Origin of the sequence: Alloalcanivorax mobilis, from assembly GCF_002864685.1 — a bacterium.
Taxonomy (GTDB): Bacteria; Pseudomonadota; Gammaproteobacteria; order Pseudomonadales; family Alcanivoracaceae; genus Alloalcanivorax; species Alloalcanivorax mobilis.
Window position 1 is genome coordinate 34,984 of the sequence record NZ_NMQZ01000010.1, and the last position, 18,943, is coordinate 53,926.

At 63.1% G+C, this 18,943-nt stretch carries 17 protein-coding genes, 1 tRNA gene and 1 pseudogene; 5 read left to right on the top strand and 14 right to left on the bottom strand.

Annotation, left to right across the window (positions count from 1 at the left end):
- The first annotated feature begins 3 nt into the window (after positions 1-3).
- Entirely contained in the window at positions 4-897 is an 894-nt protein-coding gene (locus CGS25_RS07520; protein WP_101675088.1) for a LysR family transcriptional regulator, read from the top strand.
- Here the strand turns inward: CGS25_RS07520 and CGS25_RS07525 are convergent.
- The 9 genes and pseudogenes from CGS25_RS07525 to CGS25_RS07565 all read right to left on the bottom strand — a co-directional run.
- Positions 885-1,262: pseudogene (locus CGS25_RS07525) on the bottom strand ((R)-mandelonitrile lyase); the annotation flags it as partial. The gene CGS25_RS07520 and the pseudogene CGS25_RS07525 overlap by 13 nt on opposite strands.
- Before the next feature lie 321 nt (positions 1,263-1,583).
- Positions 1,584-1,673: transfer RNA gene (locus CGS25_RS07530), tRNA-Ser, on the bottom strand.
- Between the two features lie 88 nt (positions 1,674-1,761).
- On the bottom strand, positions 1,762-1,953 hold the full coding sequence (gene csrA / locus CGS25_RS07535; RefSeq protein WP_089032605.1) for a carbon storage regulator CsrA: 192 nt from the start codon (positions 1,951-1,953) through the stop codon (positions 1,762-1,764).
- A gap of 172 nt (positions 1,954-2,125) precedes the next feature.
- Positions 2,126-3,352, bottom strand: a complete 1,227-nt coding sequence (locus tag CGS25_RS07540; protein ID WP_101675090.1) for an aspartate kinase — start codon at positions 3,350-3,352, stop codon at positions 2,126-2,128.
- 126 nt (positions 3,353-3,478) lie between these two features.
- A complete protein-coding gene (alaS, locus tag CGS25_RS07545; RefSeq protein ID WP_101675091.1) occupies positions 3,479-6,079 on the bottom strand; it encodes an alanine--tRNA ligase in 2,601 nt (866 codons plus the stop codon).
- Positions 6,080-6,218: 139 nt separating this feature from the next.
- Complete coding sequence (locus tag CGS25_RS07550; protein ID WP_089032607.1) at positions 6,219-6,986, bottom strand: sulfite exporter TauE/SafE family protein; 768 nt, start codon at positions 6,984-6,986, stop codon at positions 6,219-6,221.
- A gap of 158 nt (positions 6,987-7,144) precedes the next feature.
- Complete coding sequence (locus tag CGS25_RS07555) at positions 7,145-7,654, bottom strand: regulatory protein RecX (protein ID WP_101675092.1); 510 nt, start codon at positions 7,652-7,654, stop codon at positions 7,145-7,147.
- Positions 7,623-8,681, bottom strand: coding sequence for a recombinase RecA (gene recA, locus CGS25_RS07560; protein WP_089032609.1), 1,059 nt, complete (start codon positions 8,679-8,681; stop codon positions 7,623-7,625). The genes CGS25_RS07555 and recA overlap by 32 nt, the downstream gene beginning before the upstream one ends.
- A gap of 89 nt (positions 8,682-8,770) precedes the next feature.
- On the bottom strand, positions 8,771-9,253 hold the full coding sequence (locus tag CGS25_RS07565; protein ID WP_101675093.1) for a CinA family protein: 483 nt from the start codon (positions 9,251-9,253) through the stop codon (positions 8,771-8,773).
- A 244-nt stretch (positions 9,254-9,497) separates the two neighbouring features.
- Here CGS25_RS07565 and CGS25_RS07570 point away from each other — a divergent pair, with 244 nt between their 5' ends.
- Both CGS25_RS07570 and CGS25_RS07575 read left to right on the top strand, forming a co-directional pair.
- On the top strand, positions 9,498-10,661 hold the full coding sequence (locus CGS25_RS07570; protein ID WP_089032611.1) for a zinc-dependent alcohol dehydrogenase: 1,164 nt from the start codon (positions 9,498-9,500) through the stop codon (positions 10,659-10,661).
- A gap of 57 nt (positions 10,662-10,718) precedes the next feature.
- On the top strand, positions 10,719-10,982 hold the full coding sequence (locus CGS25_RS07575) for a DUF7218 family protein (protein WP_089032612.1): 264 nt from the start codon (positions 10,719-10,721) through the stop codon (positions 10,980-10,982).
- Between the two features lie 130 nt (positions 10,983-11,112).
- Here CGS25_RS07575 and argC read toward each other — a convergent pair whose 3' ends face one another.
- The gene (gene argC / locus CGS25_RS07580) at positions 11,113-12,063 is read right to left on the bottom strand and encodes an N-acetyl-gamma-glutamyl-phosphate reductase (protein ID WP_089032613.1); all 951 of its coding nucleotides are present in this window, start codon (positions 12,061-12,063) and stop codon (positions 11,113-11,115) included.
- Between the two features lie 82 nt (positions 12,064-12,145).
- Positions 12,146-13,354 carry an NO-inducible flavohemoprotein gene (gene hmpA / locus CGS25_RS07585; protein ID WP_101675094.1) on the bottom strand — a complete coding sequence of 403 codons (1,209 nt, stop codon included), beginning with the start codon at positions 13,352-13,354 and terminating at the stop codon, positions 12,146-12,148.
- Positions 13,355-13,436: 82 nt separating this feature from the next.
- Between hmpA and CGS25_RS07590 the strand changes: the two genes are divergently transcribed.
- Complete coding sequence (locus tag CGS25_RS07590) at positions 13,437-13,862, top strand: Rrf2 family transcriptional regulator (protein ID WP_101675095.1); 426 nt, start codon at positions 13,437-13,439, stop codon at positions 13,860-13,862.
- A 28-nt stretch (positions 13,863-13,890) separates the two neighbouring features.
- Here CGS25_RS07590 and CGS25_RS07595 read toward each other — a convergent pair whose 3' ends face one another.
- From CGS25_RS07595 to CGS25_RS07605, 3 genes are all read right to left on the bottom strand, one after another.
- Positions 13,891-15,738, bottom strand: coding sequence for a chloride channel protein (locus tag CGS25_RS07595; protein ID WP_101675096.1), 1,848 nt, complete (start codon positions 15,736-15,738; stop codon positions 13,891-13,893).
- Positions 15,739-15,822: 84 nt separating this feature from the next.
- On the bottom strand, positions 15,823-16,143 hold the full coding sequence (gene sugE / locus CGS25_RS07600) for a quaternary ammonium compound efflux SMR transporter SugE (protein WP_101675097.1): 321 nt from the start codon (positions 16,141-16,143) through the stop codon (positions 15,823-15,825).
- 107 nt (positions 16,144-16,250) lie between these two features.
- Positions 16,251-17,096, bottom strand: coding sequence for a LysR family transcriptional regulator (locus tag CGS25_RS07605; RefSeq protein WP_101675098.1), 846 nt, complete (start codon positions 17,094-17,096; stop codon positions 16,251-16,253).
- Between the two features lie 104 nt (positions 17,097-17,200).
- On the opposite strand from CGS25_RS07605, the gene CGS25_RS07610 reads away from it, so the two are divergent.
- Entirely contained in the window at positions 17,201-18,940 is a 1,740-nt protein-coding gene (locus CGS25_RS07610; RefSeq protein ID WP_101675099.1) for a diflavin oxidoreductase, read from the top strand.
- Positions 18,941-18,943: the final 3 nt, after the last annotated feature.

An 18,943-nucleotide genomic window follows, 5' to 3' on the forward strand; every position in this document is an offset into this window, starting at 1 on the left:
TAAATGCCGATCAAGGGTTATGAGCAACTCGCGATTTTTTCGGTCGTGGCACGTGAACGTAGCTTTACTCGCGCGGCGGCTAAACTCGGCATGTCACAGCCCGCCCTGAGCCGGTCCATGCGTCAGTTGGAGGAACGTCTGGGCATTCGGCTCCTTGCACGCACAACCCGTAGCGTTTCCGCCACCGAAGCGGGAGAGCATCTGCTTCAGGTGATCACCCCCCGATTTGAAGAGATCGACGCAGAGCTGGGGCTGCTCAGTAAGTTTCGGGATAAACCCGCGGGCAAGTTGCGCATCACCGCTGGAGAACATCCAGCCATCACGATTCTGCAACCCGCGCTCGCGAAAATCTTGCCGGAGCATCCAGACATCCACATCGAAGTAATTATTGACTATGGCCTGACCGATATCGTGGCCGAAGGCTACGACGCGGGTGTGCGGCTCGGTGAACAAGTCGCCCGGGACATGATTGCGATGCGTATCGGCCCTGACGTGCGGATGGCCGTGGTCGGTTCTCCTGACTACTTCGCTCGGCATCAGCGGCCCAAGACCCCGCGCGATCTGATCTCGCACAACTGCATTACTATCCGCCTGCCGACCTACGGCGGCATCTTCCCCTGGGAGTTCGAAAAGAAAGGGGTGGAGTTGAAGGTGCGTGTCGAAGGCCAGCTTATCTTTAACAATATCGCTATGCGACTGGACGCTGCTCTCAAGGGGTTGGGCCTGGCCTACATGCCCGAGGATTTGGTACAGACGCACGTCGAGGCAGGTAGATTGACACGCGTGCTCTCGGACTGGTGCCCTCCGATCCCGGGATACCAGCTCTACTATCCAAGCCGGCGCCAAAGCTCGCCCGCCTTCACGGTGCTACGTGACGCCCTGCGTTACTTGGGCTGACTCGCCAGATAGCGGGCCTCAGTCACCCGCTCCATCCAATCGACCGATTTCCCGTCCTGCGCTTTCGAGATTGCAATGTGCGTCATGCTGGTTGTACGGGTCGCGCCATGCCAGTGCTTGACCCCCGGCGGAACACGGACGACATCACCGGGCCTGATAACCTGAACCGGCCCGTGCCACTGCTGCACCAGCCCCATGCCCGCTGTTACAACCAGCGTCTGACCCAGTGGATGTGTATGCCAGGCGGTACGAGCGCCCGGCTCGAACATAACACTCGCGCCGCCGATGCGCGCGGGCTCCTCTGCTTGGAATCTTGAGCCAACCTTCACCGAGCCGGTGAAATGGTCGGCAGAACCGCGCGTTACTGCGCGGCTGTTGCCGCTTGTTCGAACCGGCGGGTTCTCATCAGATCAGCCCTCTTCGCCATACATAAAAAAGCCCGGCGCGGGGCCGGGCTTTTTTTTAACGCAAGCAAGAGTGCACTGCAACGTTTGGGCGCGCCAGCGGCGCGCCGAGAGGGCGGGATTGATTCGCGGCTGCGCCGCTCACCCCTTCGGGGCGTCACCGCAAGCGGCGACGTCCTGCGCCGGCCCTTGGCCGGCTGGTCGAACCGGCGGGTTCTCATCAGATCAGCCCTCTCCGCCAGACATAAAAAAGCCCGGCGCGGGGCCGGGCTTTTTTATGTCTGGCGGAGAGGGCGGGATTCGAACCCGCGATACGGTAACCCGTATGGTTCCTTAGCAGGGAACTGGTTTCAGCCACTCACCCACCTCTCCGGAACTCGGTCTTTATTTCATCTCACGGGGCGGCCCCGTGATGTGCCGCGCATGATAACCATGTTCGGCGGAAATTACAGCTCAAAAATCAAGCACTCTCGCCGGAGTCGTTGGTTTTTTCGTGCTGAATCCGCTGGTAAATCTCTTCACGGTGTACGGCAACTTCCTTGGGAGCATTGACGCCAATGCGAACCTGGTTGCCTTTCACTCCGAGCACGGTAACAGTGACGTCATCGCCTACCATCAACGTCTCTCCGACCCGACGCGTAAGTATCAGCATGGAAGGTCCCTCCTGGGTCCATCAGATTGTTCTGTGAGCGCAATGTTAAGGTTCCGCACACCGGTTACCGGTACTCTCGCGTCTACCGACGACTCCCTGATTCGAGAGCACAAATACCCGCCCCGTGTGCGACGAGGCCGGTATTATGCCGCATCAGAATTGTAAAGTCTCGCTAGGCCGCGGGCTGGTCCAGCTCGAAGGCCTGGTGCAGAGCGCGCACCGCCAATTCCAGGTATTTCTCCACCACGACCACGGAAATCTTGATCTCGGAGGTGGAGATCATGGTGATGTTGACACCCTCGGCGGCCAGGGTTTCAAACATCTTGCTGGCCACGCCGGCGTGGGAGCGCATACCGACGCCCACCAGCGAAATCTTGGCGATCTTGTCGTCGCCAATGATTTCCGGGTTGCCCAGTTCGCCGGCCGATTTCTTGAGCGCTTCCTTGGCCTTGGCGAAGTCGTTGCGGTGCACGGTGAAGGTGAAGTCGGTGGCGCCGTCCGCGCCCACGTTTTGCACGATCATGTCCACTTCGATGTTGGCGTCGCTGACCGGGCTGAGAATCTTGGCGGCGATGCCGGGGGTGTCCGGCGCGCCGCGCACGGTGATTTTCGCTTCGTCACGGGTAAAAGCGATGCCAGAGATTACCGGCTTTTCCATATCCACCTCGTCGTCGACGGTAATGAGGGTGCCCGGGCCCTCTTGAAAGCTGGAGAGTACGCGCAGGGGCACATTGTATTTGCCGGCGAACTCCACGGAACGGATTTGCAGTACCTTGGAGCCCAGGCTGGCCATTTCCAGCATCTCTTCGAAGGTGATGCTGTCGAGACGGCGGGCGGTGTCCACCACCCGCGGGTCGGTGGTGTAGACACCGTCCACGTCAGTATAGATCTGGCACTCGTCCGCTTTCAGCGCCGCCGCCAGGGCCACCGCCGTGGTGTCGGAGCCGCCCCGGCCCAGGGTGGTGATATTGCCGTCGTCATCAATGCCTTGGAAACCGGCCACCACCACTACCCGGCCGGCGTTGAGGTCCGCGCGCATCCTGGCGTCGCCGATGTCTTCAATGCGCGCCTTGGAATGGGAGCTGTCGGTGCGAATCGGAATCTGCGCGCCGGTGTAGGAGCGCGCGTCGACACCGCGCTTGTGCAGCGCCATGGAGAGCAGCGCGATGGTCACCTGTTCACCGGTGGACACCAGCACATCCATTTCCCGGTTGCTGGGGCTGTCGGTGATGCCATTGGCGAGCTCGATCAGGCGGTTGGTTTCGCCGCTCATGGCGGACACCACGACCACCACCTGGTCCCCCCGTTCCTGGAAGCGCGCCACCCGTTCGGCAACGGCATGAATGCGTTCGACGGTGCCTACCGAGGTGCCGCCGTATTTCTGGACGATGAGTGCCATAAATGACTTTGTCTGCAAAAAGGGCGCGAAAGTGTAGCATTTCAGCGCCGGTTTTTCATTTCGGGATTGTAAGCAACCGCTAAATCCGCCCTCTCGCGGGCCGTTGCCGGCCCCCGGGGAGCGGTGTCAGCTTTGGCTCGCCACCCAGTCGTAAACCCCTTCCAGGGCCTGGGGCAGCGCGGCCACATTGTTGCCGCCGCCCTGCGCCATGTCCGGACGCCCGCCGCCCCGGCCGTCCACCTGCTCCGCCACCTGACGCATCAGGTCGCCGGCCTTGAAGCGGCCGGTGAGATCCTTGGTGACACCGGCCACCAGGGCCACTTTGTCGTCTTCCACGGCGGCCAGCAGCACCACCGCCGAACCGAGCTTGTCTTTTACTTTGTCCATGGTGACGCGCAGCGTCTTGGCGTCGGCGCCGTCGACGCGGGTGGCCAGCACCTTCACGCCGTTGACGTCGCGGGCATCGGCGGTCAGATCGCCGCCGGCGCCGGAGGCCAGCTTCTGTTTAAGGCGCTCGATCTCCTTTTCCAGCTCGCGCACCCGGCGCGCCTGCGCGCCCACCCGCTCAGCGGCCAGTTCGGGGCTGCTTTTCACGGTGCTGGCGATCTCCGCCAGCGCGCTCTCCTGGCCACGCACGGCGGCCAGGGCGCCTTCGCCAGTGACCGCTTCGATGCGGCGCACGCCGGCGGCGGCGGAGGTTTCCAGCGAGATCATGAACAGGCCGATGTCACCGGTGCGCTGCACATGGGTGCCGCCACACAGCTCCATGGAGAAACCGTCGGTGCCCATGGTCAGCACGCGCACCTGATCCGCGTATTTCTCACCGAACAGGGCCATGGCGCCGGCTTTTTTGGCCGCGTCCATGTCCATCAGCTCGGTGCTGACCACGGCGTTGGCGAGAATCTGCCGGTTTACCAGAGTTTCCACTTCCTGGCGCTGCGCCAGGCTCAGCGCTTCGCCGTGGGAGAAGTCAAAGCGCAGGTAGTCCGCGCCCACCAGCGAGCCCTTTTGCTGCACGTGGCCGCCCAGCACTTGCCGCAGGGCGGCGTGCAGCAGATGTGTGGCGGAGTGGTTGCGCATGATCGCGCGGCGCCGTTCCACGTCCACGTAGGCGTCCAAGGTGTCGCCCACGCGGATCACGCCGCTGCGCACGGTGCCCACATGAATATGGGCCTGGCCGCGTTTGCGGGTGTCTTCCACGTCGAAGCGCTGGTCGTCGCCACTGGCCAATGTGCCCCGGTCGCCCACCTGGCCGCCGGACTCGGCGTAGAACGGCGTGCGCTTGAGCACCACCATGCCGGTCTCACCGGCGTTCAGGGCGTCCACCGCTTCGCCGTCGCGGTACAGGGCGTCCACCTGTGTCTGATCCTGATGCTTCTCATAACCGGAGAAGTCGGTGACCGCGTCGATGTTCAGACGATCGCTGTAATCGTTCGCGAACGCGCCGGCGCCACGGGCCCGTTCACGCTGGGCGGCCATTTCTTTCTCGAAACCGTCCATGTCCACGGTCAGGTCCCGTTCGCGGGCCACGTCGGCGGTCAAATCCGGCGGAAAGCCATGGGTGTCATAGAGTTGGAACACCACCTCGCCGGGCAGGGTATCGCCGGCCAGGTCGGTCATCGCCGCCTCCAGCACCTTCATGCCGGCGGTGAGGGTGCGGCCGAACTGTTCTTCCTCGGCCAGCAGCGCCTTTTCCACCCGCGCCTGTTCGCGGCGCAGTTCCGGGTAGGCGTCGCCCATTTCCGCGACCAGCGTGGCCACCAGACCGTGAAAGAACGGCTTGTCCTGCCCCAGTTGGTGGCCGTGGCGCAGGGCGCGGCGGATGATCCGGCGCAGCACGTAACCGCGCCCCTCGTTGGAGGGGATCACGCCGTCGGTGATCAGGAAACTGGCCGAACGGATGTGATCGGCGATCACGCGCAGTGACTTATTCTCCAGATCGTCGCAGCCGGTGGCCCGCGCCGCCGCCTTGAGCAGCGCCTGGAACAGGTCGATTTCATAGTTGGAGTGCACGCCCTGCTTGACCGCGGCGATGCGTTCCAGCCCCATGCCAGTGTCGACGCTCGGTTTGGGCAGCGGCACCAGCTCGCCATCGGGTTGCCGGTCGTACTGCATGAACACCAGATTCCAGATCTCGATGTAACGGTCCAGATCGTCGCCATCGGAGCCCGGCGGCCCGCCCGGTATGTCAGCGCCGTGGTCGTAGAAGATCTCCGAGCATGGCCCACAGGGGCCGGTGTCGCCCATCTGCCAGAAGTTGTCCTCGTCCAGCCGCGAGAAGCGCTCGGCGCTGACGCCCATTTCCTTGAGCCAGATGTCGGCGGCTTCGTCATCGGAGACGTGTACGGTGACCCACAGCCGTTCCTCGGGCAGGCCGAGGGTGCCGGTGAGAAACTCCCAGGCAAAGCGGATCGCCTCGCGCTTGAAGTAATCGCCGAAACTGAAGTTGCCCAGCATCTCGAAGAAGGTGTGGTGGCGGGCGGTGTAGCCAACGTTTTCCAGGTCGTTGTGCTTGCCGCCGGCGCGCACGCAGCGCTGGGCGCTGGTGGCGCGGGTGTAATCCCGCTTTTCGCGGCCCAGGAAAACATCCTTGAACTGGTTCATCCCCGCATTGGTGAACAGCAGGGTGGGATCGTTCTCCGGTACCAGGGAGGAGGTGGCAACCACCGCGTGCCCCTGGCCGGCGAAGTAGTCAAGAAAGGCCTGGCGAATTTCAGCGCTCTTCATAAGGATGACATTGCTTGCTGGGTTGAAAGTGACCGGCAAGTATAGCGTTGTAATCCGGCGGTTGCGATGGGGGAAACCGGCCGCCAGCGGCGCTGATCCGGAGGTTGTGGACCGCCCGGCGTCCGTTACCCGGCGCTCGCTAACCCTTGATCGCCGCCGCCGCGCACACCGCCACCACCATTACCAGCAGAATCCACTTCAGCATGCGCTGCGAGACCCGGTGGGCGAAGCCCACGCCGAAGCGCACCCCGACCACCATGCCCGCCGCCAGCACCAGCCCCGGCAACAGCGCCACCTGACCCCGCCAGGCGAAAATGGCCAGCGCCAGAATGGTAAAACCGGTGGTAATGGCCAGTTTCAGAGCATTGGTGCGCACCAGGTCGTAACGCAGTTGCCCGGCCAGCACCGCGATCATGATGAACCCCACCCCGGCCTGGGCGAAGCCGCCGTAGGCGCCCACCAGGAACAGCCCGGCCCAGGCGGCCGGTGTGTTTTTCAGGTCACGGGGGGCTTCGTCGGGGCCCGGCATCAACGTGGAGGGCTTCACCACCATGATTACCGCCATCACGATCAGGGTGGTCAACAGCACCGGCTTGAGGATTTCCGGTGGCAGAAACGAGGCCGCCAGAGTACCCACCAGTGCCCCCGCCAGGGTAGGAATCATAATCCCCGGCAGCACCGCGAAGGTCATCGACCCATGGCGGTGAAACTGCCGCACGCCCTCGATCCCCTGCAGCAACACGCCCACCCGCATGGTGCCGTTGGCCAGCGCCGGCCCCATGCCGGTGAGCATCAGCAAAGGCAGAATCAGCAGGCCACCGCCGCCGGCCAGGGTGTTGACGAAACCGGCGATCACACCAGATACCAGCAACGCCGCCACCAACCAAGGATCGCTCAGATATTCCACGGCTTGCCCCGGGGTTGTGAAAAAAGGGAAAGCATTATGACGCTGTTGCACCGCAAATAAAGAGGTTGATCGCGGTTTACCGGAAAGCGGCTTTTGGATCGCCCATCGGGAACGCGGAGCAAGACAGCTGGCCTCAGCGGCATCGGACGGCGCCGGCCTCAGAAATCCGGATCGTCTTCCTGGTGGTCCAGAGCGTGGAAGCTCTGTTCCGCGTTAAACCCCCGTGACTGCAAAAAACGAAGTTGCTTGGCTTTTTCACGGCGGTCCGCCGGTGGTTGTCGAAACCGCCGGCGCCGCACCTCAATGGCCAGCGCGAACCAGTCGCAGTCCGCCTCGCTAAGCGCTTCGCTGGTCAGGGCCTCTGAAATGCCCCGCTGATTGAGTTCGGCGCGAATGCGCAACGGGCCCTGGCCCCGATCAATACGCGAGCGCACGAAAAAACCGGCGAAACGCCGGTCATTCAGAAAGTCGTGCTCTTCGCACCATGCCAATACCGGCTCCACCGCCGCCTCGGCACCGAATTTGCGGACCATCTTGGTGCGCAATTCGCTGCGGCCATGGTCCCGGCGCGCCAGCAGCCCAACAGCGTACTGACGCAGGCTGGCCGGGTCGTCCGCCGCGGGCGCGGCGGCTGGCTTATTCGCCCGTGGTTTCGGGTTCCACGACATCCTGTGCTGCCTCTTCACCGGGGCGCACCGGCACACTCAACAACCGGGTGCGAATTTCTTTCTCAATGGCCTCGGCCACCTCGGGATGCTCGGACAGGTATTCGCAGGCGTTCTGCTTGCCCTGGCCGATCTTGTCGCCCTGATAGGCGTACCAGGCACCGGACTTGTCCACCAGCCCCTGCTGCACACCCAGGTCCAGCACTTCGCCAAGCTGGTTGATGCCCTGGCCATAGAGAATCTGGAACTCGGCCTGCTTGAACGGCGGCGCCACCTTGTTTTTCACCACTTTCACCCGGGTCTCGTTGCCGGTCACCTCGTCGCCTTGCTTGACCGCGCCGATCCGGCGGATGTCCAGGCGTACCGAGGAGTAGAACTTGAGTGCGTTACCGCCAGTGGTGGTTTCCGGATTACCGAACATCACGCCGATCTTCATGCGGATCTGGTTGATGAAGATCACCAGGCAGTTGGCGTTCTTCACGTTACCCGTGATCTTACGCAGCGCCTGGCTCATCAGGCGTGCCTGCAGGCCCACGTGGGTGTCGCCCATCTCGCCTTCGATCTCCGCCTTGGGCACCAGCGCCGCCACGGAATCGACGATCACCACATCCACGGCGCCTGAGCGCACCAGCATGTCGGAGATCTCCAGGGCCTGCTCGCCGGTATCCGGCTGGGAGACGATCAGATCGTCCACGTTGACGCCCAGTTTCTCGGCGTAATCCGGGTCCAGGGCGTGCTCGGCGTCGACAAAGGCGCAGGTCGCGCCTTGCTTCTGTGCCTGGGCGATCACGCTCAGCGTAAGGGTGGTTTTACCGGAGGATTCCGGGCCGTAGATTTCAACGATACGACCCTTGGGGAGACCACCAATGCCCAGGGCGATATCCAACCCCAGGGAACCGGTGGAAATGGCGGGAATGCGCTCGCGCTTCTGATCGCCCATGCGCATCACCGACCCTTTACCGAACTGGCGCTCGATCTGAGACAGCGCCGCGGACAATGCTTTGCCTTTGTCGCTACTTTTGTCGCTCATGTTGACCCCTCTCTCGGCGCTGGCCCTCCGGCCAGCACTGTCAATTTGAACAGTATTGTGCGGTCTTTTTTGATCCGGTGCAAGCGCTCTCAACCAAGCCGCGCATTCAGCCCTTCCAGAGCGGCACGAATCGCCTGGGAACGCACCACATCACGCCCGCCAGGAAAGTGGAATCGCTGTGCCTCGGTGTGCTCCGCACCCAAGCCCCAGGCGATCCACACCGTGCCCACCGGCTTCTCCGGGGAACCCCCATCCGGACCCGCCACACCGCTGACCGCCACGCTCACATCGCCGTTGGAATGCCGCAATGCACCCCGGGCCATGGCCAGCACCACCTCTTCACTGACGGCGCCATGCTCTTCAATCAAGGCCTCGGGCACATCCAGCATCTGTTGCTTCGACAGGTTCGAATAGGTCACGAAGCCCCGCTCGAACCAGCTTGACGCACCGGGCTCGTCGGTGAGAATGCGGGCGATGCCGCCACCCGTGCAGGATTCCGCCGTGACCACCGAAAGGCGCCGGGTTTGCAATACCAGGCTTAACTTCTCGACCTGCTCTTTGATGCCCTGCATCGGACTTCCTCCCTGTATAAGTACCGCGCCTATAATGCCGTCGTTTGCCGTGCTTGCCCACTATGCGTGGCGCACAGGCGGCCGGCAGCCAGGTTGTGCGCCAGAGCACATAAAAATCGCGGCGACAGGGGTTGTGAGACCGCCACGGGCCCCCCAGGGCTTGACTCAGTGACGCCTGGAGCATGTGGCAACGCGGGCCCTGGGCTGACCAACCTTACACGGAGGCAACACAACAGGAGGTTTCATGAGAGCCCTTACCTGGCACGGTACCCACGATGTTCGCGTCGACACCGTTGACGATCCGCGCATCGAAGCCCCCCGCGACGCCATCATCAAGGTCTCGGCGACCGCGATCTGCGGCTCGGATCTTCATTTGTACAACGGTCTGATGCCAACCATGCAAGCCGGCGATGTGCTCGGCCACGAATTCATGGGCGAAGTGGTCGAAACGGGTTCGCAAGCTGGTGGCCTGAGCCCGGGCGACCGGGTCGTGGTGCCCTTCACCATCGCCTGCGGCGACTGTTACTTCTGCAATAAGCGGCTTTATTCGCTGTGCGATGAAAGCAACCCGAACAGCGACATCGCCGCTGACGCCATCGGCCATTCACCCTCTGCCCTGTTCGGCTATTCACACATGCTTGGCGGCATCGCTGGCGGCCAAGCGGAGTATGTGCGTGTCCCCTACGCCGATGTCGGCCCGCTTAAGGTGGAATCCGACCTCAGCGACGAGCAATTGCTGTTTCTTTCCGACATCTATCCGACCGGCTATATGGCCGCCGCTAATTGTGACATCGAGCCTGGCGATACCGTGGCGGTGTGGGGCTGCGGCCCGGTCGGCCAGTTCTCCATCGTGAGCGCCTGGATGCTCGGTGCCGGCCGGGTAATCGCCATCGACCGGGTCGCCGAGCGTCTGGCCCTGGCCGAGCAGAAAGCCGGCGCCGAAGTGATCAACTTCGAGCGCGAAGACGTCTACTCACGTTTGATGGAAATGACCGGCGGCCGCGGACCGGACGCCTGTATTGATGCGGTCGGCGCCGAAGCCCACGGCGCCGGTGACCCGGAAGCCGTGCCCCGTAAAGCGGACTCCTCCGAACCCAACCACGCGGACGCGCTCAACCAACTGATTCGTTGTTGCCGCAAAGGCGGGCGACTTTCCATTCCCGGCGTTTACACCGACAACGTCGATGGCGTGGCACTCAACGGCCTGATGAACAAATCACTCTCGGTGAAAACCGGCCAAACCCACATGCAGGCTTATATGCCGGCACTGCTGCGCACCATCGAGCAAGGCAACATCGATCCTTCGTTCATTATCAGCCACCGCTATAAGCTCGAGGATGCGCCCGGAGCTTACGCGGACTTCAATGCCAAGAAAGACAACTGCATCAAGGTGTTCATGACGCCGTAACCGACTGGCCAGGCCTGGACCGGCGTGGCTGATACGAGCACATCAAGGAGGTGCCCCATGGCAACGCAAAATCATGGAAAGCAGATCAAGAACGACGATCAATACGAAGCTCTTCGCGATCAGGGCGTGAGTAAATCCAAGGCTGCGCGCATCGCCAACACCCGCGATGCCGGCAAAAAAGGCGGCCAGCAACCGCCCTACGAAGACTGGAGCCGCGACGAGCTTTACCAGAAGGCAAAGGAAGTAGGCGTGTCCGGCCGCAGCAAGATGGACAAGGCTGAATTGAAAAAAGCGCTGCGCCAGGGCAGCCAACAGTCGTGAAATGGAGCAGGACGGAGCCGGGCGCGGTAAGCGCCCTGCTTGATGCCAGTGGCGGGCGCTCGATCACTCTGCTCCATGCCACTCGCGACCGAACACAACAACGCCGTGGCGCTAAAAAAATTCCTGCGGGCTAAGCGCTGAGCAGCCCGGTGGTTTCGTCGATGCCCAGGTGCACGTTCATGTTTTGCACCGCGGCGCCGGCCGCGCCCTTGCCGAGGTTATCCAGCCGCGCCACCACGCACTGACGTTCGCCATTGCCGAACACGAACAAATCCACGCGGTTGGTGCCGTTGCTGCCCTGTACATCAAAAAAGCCGCCATCCAGGCTGCTCGGGTCGTCCGGCGCGTGCGCTTTCACAAAGGGTTCGCCAGCGTAATACTGCCGGTAGGTGTCGTACAACGTTCGCGCATCGGTACCGGCTTTAAGGCACGACAGGTGCAGCGGCACCGTCACCGCCAACCCCTTCAGAAACGGCCCCACCGTCGGCACGAACACCGGCGCCATCGCCAACCCGGCGTAGCGTTGCATCTCTGGCAAATGCTTATGGGCCAGACCCAGAGCGTAGGCCCGTGGCGCATTGAGCCGGCCGGCGGCGTCCGCCTCATAGTCGGCGATCATGCCCTTGCCGCCGCCGCTGTAGCCGGTCAGCGAGGACGCCGACAGTGGGTAATCCGCCGGCACAATGCCCGCCTCCACCAGCGGCCGCACCGCCAGAATAAAAGCACTGGCGTGGCACCCCACATTGGCGATGCGCTTGCTCGCGCGAATCAAATCGCGCTGGCCCGGCGCCAGTTCCGGCAGCCCATAGACCCAGTCGTCCGCCACCCGGAAGGCGGTGCTGGCATCAATCAGGCAGGTGTGCGGGTTGTCCACCATCGCCGCCGCCTCGCGGGAGGCCGCGTCCGGCAGACACAAAAAGGCCACGTCCGCGGCGTTCAACAACCGCGCCCGCTCGGTCGGGTCCTTGCGCAGGGCACTGTCAATGCGCAGCAATTCGATGTCCTGGCGTTGCTCCAGGTAGTCGAACAGCCGCAGACCGGTGGTGCCTTCCTGACCGTCCACATAGACCTTGAATGCCATTATCGAATCTCCCGGAGTCTGAGACCGCAAAGCCTAGGCATAAGGCCCCCGCGATGCAACGGGGGCAGGCCGTTTCCGCGTTTCAAGCGGCCAGCGAGCCGGCCGGACCGAAGAACTCGTAATGGATATCGGCCTCATCCACGCCACGCTCGCGCAGCAGACCGTGGACCGCCTGGAGCATCGGTTCTGGCCCGCAGAAGTAATACTCCGCCACGCAATCGCCAACCAGGTGGTCCAACAGGCCCGCGTCGATCAGGCCGTCGCTGTCGTGGGACACACCGGCACGGTCACCCGGCAACGGCTCACTGTAGCGCAGGTGCGCGGTCAGATTGGCGTGGCGGCGCTTGAGCTCGGCCAGCTCCTGCTGAAAGGGCTGCACGGCACTGTTCAACGCGCCCTGGATGAACACCACCGGCCGCCTCGGCGAGGATGCCAACGAAGCATGCAGCATGGACAGAATCGGCGTGATGCCCACCCCGCCCGCGATCAACACCAGCGGCTTTTCGGCCTGGTTTTCCTGCAACACGAACTCACCGCAGGGCGGGCTGAGTTCCACCTGCTGGCCCACTTTCAGTTGGTCGTGCAGGTAGTTGGAGCACACGCCGGCGGGCGTGCCCTCCTCGCGTTTCACGCTGATCCGATAAAAGGCCTCGCCGGGACGGTTGGACAAGCTGTAGTTGCGCATCTCGGTACGCCCGCCGGGTGGGGTCACGCGGATCGTCACGTACTGACCGGGGCGGTGCGGCCGCAGCGCCCGGCCGTCTTCCGGTTCCAGGTACAACGACAGGATATTGGTGCTGACCGGCTCGCGGCGCGTCACCACGAACCGCTTGAACCCCTGCCATCCGTGGGCCTGCTCCTGGGCCTGATAAATCTCCGCCTCGCGTTGAATGAAGATATCCGCCAGCGCGCCGTAAGCGGCCGCCCAGGCGTTGATGATATCGTCGCTGGCGGCCTCGCCCAGCACCTCGCGGATCGACGCCAACAGATTGGCGCCAACGATCGGATAATGCTCGGGACGAATCCCCAGAGAGGCATGCTTCTGGGCGATCAACTCCACCGCGCCCATTAGTGCCGCCGGGTTATCGACATGCTGGGCGTAGGCGCAGATGGCCCCGGCCAAAGCGCGCTGCTGGGAGCCGGAACGTTGATGGGCCGGGTTGAAGTATGCCTTCACTTCGGGGTTTTCACGGAACAGACGCTGGTAGAAATGGCGGGTCAGCGTTTCTCCATGTTCCTGAAGAACCGGGACGGTCTGTTGGATCACCGCGAGCTGCTCGGCTGTGAGCATGGTATCTCTCCCATAATAGGTATTTTGCATGCCTCTTTTAATAGGAATACTATCTACCTCTTTAGGGACGGTCAAGCGACTTATGCAACTGACAACGCACACCGACTACGCTCTGCGGCTGCTCATTTATCTGGCGATCTCGGAGCAGAAAGCACCGGCCACGGTGCAGGAAATCGCGCTGAGCTATGGGATTTCGGCGAATCACATCGCCAAGGTCGCGCAAACCCTGGTGCAACTCGATTATGTGAAGAGCCTGCGCGGACGGGGAGGCGGTTTGGTGCTGGCACGGCAAGCGCACACCATCCGCATTGGCAGCGTGGTTCGAGAAACCGAGAATCTCAAATTGCTGGAATGCTTCGGCCCGGATTCATCCTGCCCGATCGATCCCGCCTGCACGCTGAAGAAGATACTGGGGCGCGCCCAAGAAGCGTTTCTTGAAGAGCTGGACCGCCACACCCTGGCGGACCTGGTCACCAACGGCGGCGAGCTGCGCCAATTGCTGGCGTAACCCGGCGCGCCGTTTTTTCCGGCCGCGCCTAGCGGTTACCCCGCAAAGAAAAGGTTCGCAGGCGCGTGTCCTGCTCGCCAAGGCGGCGCTGGTGCGCTTTCAAAATGTCACTGCGCGTGAGCACGCCCAATACCTGCTTACGATTCGCCGCCTCGACCACCACCAGCCGACCCACCCCATGACGGACCATATGATCGGCCGCGTCCCGCAAGCTGTGATGAATGGACACCACCACCGGCGCCCGCTGGATCAATGACTGCACTTCCACATCGGGCTCAACATCCAGAGCCATCAAGTCACGGCGCGTGACCACGCCCTGGAGCAAGCCCTGCCCGTCCAGCACCGGAAAACCCTGATGGTGGCTCTGCCGATCACCTTGCAAAAGCCAGCTGCGCACCTTGTCCAGACGGTCCTCGACATTGAGCGTAACCGGATCGGGCGTGTAAACCTCCGCCACCGTTACCTGGCCGAGCGGATCGGCGGCGTATTCGTCCGGCACACGCACGCCACGGCGGGTGATTTTTTCGGTCATGATGGTGTTGCGCATCCACAAACTGGAGACCAGATAAGCCAGCGCGCAGCCGGCCAATAACGGCATCAGCGCATTGGGCTGGTGCGTGACTTCGATGGCGAAGATCACCGAGGTCAGAAACGCCCGGGAAGCCCCGGCGAACATCGCCGCCATGCCGACCAGCGCGGCAACGCGGGGGTCGATAAGCAACGCGGGAACGTAATGCGCGGCGATCAGGCCGGCGCAGCCGCCGATGGCCCCGCCGATAATAAACAACGGTGCCAGGGTGCCGCCGGAGGTGCCGCTGCCCAAAGCGATGGACCAGGACAAAAATTTCATTACGCACAGGAAAGCCAGCGCCGTCAGCCCCATCTGCGCGTTCAGAATTGCCTGGATCAGCTCATAGCCCACGCCCATGGTCGCCGGCGCTACATAGCCGACCAGCCCCACCGCGAGGCCACCCAGCGCCGGCCACCACATCCAATGCAAAGGCAGCCGCTCGAAGCCGTCTTCGATCCAGTACAGAACCCGGGTCACGCCCACGCTGAGCAGCCCGATCACCGCGCCCAGCAGCGCATAGCCGAACATCGCCTGAAAAGCGGCCGGCGCCACCGCGGCCATCGGGAACACGGCGTCAGAGCCCAATAACAGGTAGCGCACACTGGTGGCGGTCGCGGCGGCCAGCGCCACCGGGATCATCGAGCGCCCACGGAATTCGAACAACAACAATTCCACCGCCAGCAACACGGCGGAAAACGGCGCCGAGAACACCGCCGCCATGCCGCCCGCCGCGCCGGCAGCGAGCAGGGTTTTGCGCTCCACGGCGGTCACGTGCAGCAACTGCCCCAATAGAGAACCCAGGGCGCCGCCGGTGGCGATGATCGGCCCCTCCGCGCCAAACGGCCCGCCGGTGCCGATGGAAACCGCCGAGGACAACGGTTTCCACAGCGTGATACGCGCCGGAATGCGGCTCTGGTTGAGCAATACCTGCTCCATGGCTTCGGGAATGCCATGACCGCGAATCGCCTTGGCGCCCCAGCGCGCCATCAGGCCAATGATCAGACCGCCCAGCACCGGGATCAGAATCACCCAGGCGCCAAGATGATGCTGTGCCGGCGTCGCCGGCTCGAACGACAAATGCCCGTAGAAAAACAGTTGCGTGAAAAAGTGGATCAATTCCAGCAACACCTTGGCCACCGGCCCGGCGACCAAACCGATGACGACCGCCAGAACGCTGATCCAGACCAGCCGCCGATCCGCGCCGGTCGCCACCGGTGGGCTGTTTTCCGCAAGCGTCTGCGCCAAAGAGGGAGAAACAGGCACCGAATCACGGTGGGTGTGTGAGGACGAGTGGGAACGGGCCATGGGCGTCTCCTTCTGCGAGGGGCGCGATCATAGCGCACCGATCTGGCGCACTCCAGGAGACGACACCACCGCCCTATCAACCAATCAAGACGGCGACAACAACTTGAGACCGAGGATACCGGCCAGGATCAGCGCCACGCAGATCAACCTTCCAACCGCCGCCGGCTCACCCAACAGAACGATGCCCAACAGCACCGTGCCGACGGCGCCAACACCGGTCCAGACCGCATAGGCGGTTCCCACCGGCAGCGTTTTCACGGCGATGCCCAGCATGCCCATGCTGAGAACCATGGCGATAACGGTAATCAGGGTTGGCCAGGGCCGGGTGAAACCCTCGGTGTATTTCAGGCCCACCGCCCAGACGATTTCAAACAAGCCCGCCAGCAACAATAACCACCAGGACATAACCGCGCCCCTCAATGATCGGGGCCGTCCCCGGTGCGTCGTCAGTGGCAAGGTCGTCCTCACGGGCACCATGTTAGTGCATAAATCCCGAAAGACCAGTTTCCGCACTACCTTGGCGCACCGCCTTGCTCCGCCGCCACCTCTCGCAGGATATCGATGGCCGCGCTCATCAGCGGCGAGACCTGATTTCGTGAATAGACCAGATAGACCGGATAGCTGAATTCCGGGGCAGCGTCCACGCGCTCCAGCGCGCCGCTTTCCAGGTGGGGTTGCACTACCCGGGTACGGAAATAACCACTGCCGCCTTGCTGCAACAGGTACTGCAATGCCAACGGACCGAGGTCCACGTTGACGCTGGCCCGTGAACGCTCCGGCCAGGCGCTGTCATGCTGCTTGCGGAAATCCGCGCCCCAATCCACGTACACGTAAGGGCCGTCGTTATCGCGATGGCGGACCAGAATCAGCTTCTCTTCCATAAGTTGCTCCACCTGCATCCCCGGCCAGTAATCCGGCTGATGCACCAGCGCCGCATCGACCACGCCGTGTTCTACTTTTTCATGCAGGCTGGCGCGTTCGCCCACCTCCACGCGCACCGCCACATCCTGGTACCGCCGGCGCAGCGCCAACAGCCAGTTCTGCAACAACGGGTTCCAAAGGCTGATCTCGCCACCCAGGGTCAGAACCTGTCCGGCGCCCTCGGGCAACGGCAGGGCCCGTCGTGCCGCGTCCCAGGTGCGAACCAGTTGGCCGGCGTGCGCGGCGAACTGCTCGCCGTTGGCGGTCAGCCGCGCCCCGCCCCGATTACGCACAAACAGCCGGCAGCCCAGCTGCCCTTCCAGGTTTTGCACGCGCGCGGTCACCGTGGTCTGAGTAACGTGCAGCCGTTCGGCGGCGGCCATGAAACTGCCGGTGCGAACGATTTCCAGGAAAGTGCGAGCCAGATCGATATCCATTTCAGTTCAACATCTTCGATAATAAACTGCATTCTATTTCATTATTCACCATGAAAGCAGCCCGCCATACTGCCCCGCACTGGATTCACCATGGAGCCGGCTCTATGACGGCGCACGCTCTGGCGCACCCTTTTTCCGCCCCTCACTGGAAACAGATTCATCAACTTCTCGACGGTCTCGATGACCGTCAGGCGTTCTGGTTGAGCGGCTACCTCGCCGCCCGCGCGCCGGCGGACAACCCGACCCTCACTCCCAGCGCTGGCAACCTGGTGCTGATCGGCTTCGGCACCGAAACCGACAACTGCCGCGCCCTGGCACACCGTCTGGCCGAACAGTGCCGGGCAGTAGGCATCGATGCGCAAGCCCAGGATCTCGGCCAGGTTCGTCTTCGCCAGCTCGCCAAGCGTGAGTATCTGGTCATCATCACCGCCACTCATGGCGACGGCGACCCGCCCGAGCCGATCGTCGATTTTTACCAGGCGCTGATGGGCGAGCAGGCCCCGACGCTGGAAGGCATCAAGTTCGCGGTACTGGCCCTCGGCGACAGCAGTTATGAACGTTTCTGTGTCACCGGCCAGGAGATCGACGCGCGCCTGGAAGCCCTGGGCGGGCAACGGCTGATCGACCGCCAGGACTGCGACGTGGATTTCCAAAACCCCGCGAAGAACTGGATGGCGCGGCTGCTGGAGAGCTTGCCCAAGTCACGTCAAGCCACCCCGGCCAGCGCCACGCCGGCGGCGCCGGCCGTGGCGGACGGCTACAGCAAAGCCCGCCCTCTCACCACCGAGGTGCTGGTGAATCAGAACCTCAGTGGCGCGCACCGCCAGGCGCCGATTCATCATCTCGAACTGGCGCTCGATGACCCCGCCTTTACCGTCGCACCCGGTGACGCGGTCGGTATTCTCGCCGACAACCCGCCGCGGCAAGTGGCGGCGGTGCTCGACGCCCTCGAGCTCTCCGGTGAGGAGCCGGTGACGGTGCAAGAACAAGCCTTGCCCCTGGTACAAGCGCTGCGCCAATATTGCGATCTGACCATTCCCGGCAGCGCCTTCCTGAAGAGCTGGGCCGAACTCACCGGTGATGCGACACTGACCACGGTGGTGGAAGCCGGCACCGCCGAGCAGCGGGCTTTTCTGAAACGGCATCAGGTGCTCGACCTGCTGCGCCGCTATCCCGCCCACCCCGACGCGCAGACCCTGGTCGACACCCTTCGCCCCTTGCAGCCCAGGCTCTATGACGTGGCCAACAGCCTGGCCGCCATCGACGACGAACTGCACCTGACCGTGAAACGGTTTCAGTACGATTTCGAAGGCCGCCGCGAAACCGGTGTGGCGTCGCGCTACTTGCTCGATCTGCAGCCCGGCGACAGCGTCCGGCTCTACCCGCATGCCAATACCCGATTTCGTTTGCCCGACGATGCCAACCTGCCAGTGATTCTGATCGCCGAGGGCACCGGTATCGCCCCCTACCGGGCCTTCTTTCAAGCGCTGGCCGCCGAGAGCCGTGCCACGCCGTGCTGGCTGGTGTTCGCCGAACACCACTTCGAAGATGACTTCCTCTACCAGTTGGAACTGCAGCAGGCACGCACCGATGGTCACCTGGAACGCATCGACACCGTGTTCCAGGACCAGCACCCGGGCCGGGCTCTCGCCGACCCGCTGCTGGAACAGAGCGACGAGCTGCTGCGGTGGCTGGACCGTGGTGCCCACCTCTACCTGTGTGGCGACAAAGCCCGCCTCACCGAGGTCGAAAAGGCCTTGCAAGAGCGTGTGGACGGCCAACTGGGCCAGGGCCACTGGAAACAACTGTCGAAGGCCAAACGCCTTCACCGCAACCTGTACTAGGAG

Bases quoted from the DNA above. Each gene is read 5' to 3' on its own strand.
- CGS25_RS07520 (WP_101675088.1), top strand. From the start codon at position 4: ATGCCGATCAAGGGTTATGAGCAACTCGCGATTTTTTCGGTCGTGGCA.
- csrA (WP_089032605.1), bottom strand. From the start codon at position 1,953: ATGCTGATACTTACGCGTCGGGTCGGAGAGACGTTGATGGTAGGCGAT.
- CGS25_RS07540 (WP_101675090.1), bottom strand. From the start codon at position 3,352: ATGGCACTCATCGTCCAGAAATACGGCGGCACCTCGGTAGGCACCGTC.
- alaS (WP_101675091.1), bottom strand. From the start codon at position 6,079: ATGAAGAGCGCTGAAATTCGCCAGGCCTTTCTTGACTACTTCGCCGGC.
- CGS25_RS07555 (WP_101675092.1), bottom strand. From the start codon at position 7,654: ATGTCGTGGAACCCGAAACCACGGGCGAATAAGCCAGCCGCCGCGCCC.
- recA (WP_089032609.1), bottom strand. From the start codon at position 8,681: ATGAGCGACAAAAGTAGCGACAAAGGCAAAGCATTGTCCGCGGCGCTG.
- CGS25_RS07565 (WP_101675093.1), bottom strand. From the start codon at position 9,253: ATGCAGGGCATCAAAGAGCAGGTCGAGAAGTTAAGCCTGGTATTGCAA.
- CGS25_RS07570 (WP_089032611.1), top strand. From the start codon at position 9,498: ATGAGAGCCCTTACCTGGCACGGTACCCACGATGTTCGCGTCGACACC.
- CGS25_RS07575 (WP_089032612.1), top strand. From the start codon at position 10,719: ATGGCAACGCAAAATCATGGAAAGCAGATCAAGAACGACGATCAATAC.
- argC (WP_089032613.1), bottom strand. From the start codon at position 12,063: ATGGCATTCAAGGTCTATGTGGACGGTCAGGAAGGCACCACCGGTCTG.
- hmpA (WP_101675094.1), bottom strand. From the start codon at position 13,354: ATGCTCACAGCCGAGCAGCTCGCGGTGATCCAACAGACCGTCCCGGTT.
- CGS25_RS07590 (WP_101675095.1), top strand. From the start codon at position 13,437: ATGCAACTGACAACGCACACCGACTACGCTCTGCGGCTGCTCATTTAT.
- CGS25_RS07595 (WP_101675096.1), bottom strand. From the start codon at position 15,738: ATGGCCCGTTCCCACTCGTCCTCACACACCCACCGTGATTCGGTGCCT.
- sugE (WP_101675097.1), bottom strand. From the start codon at position 16,143: ATGTCCTGGTGGTTATTGTTGCTGGCGGGCTTGTTTGAAATCGTCTGG.
- CGS25_RS07605 (WP_101675098.1), bottom strand. From the start codon at position 17,096: ATGGATATCGATCTGGCTCGCACTTTCCTGGAAATCGTTCGCACCGGC.
- CGS25_RS07610 (WP_101675099.1), top strand. From the start codon at position 17,201: ATGACGGCGCACGCTCTGGCGCACCCTTTTTCCGCCCCTCACTGGAAA.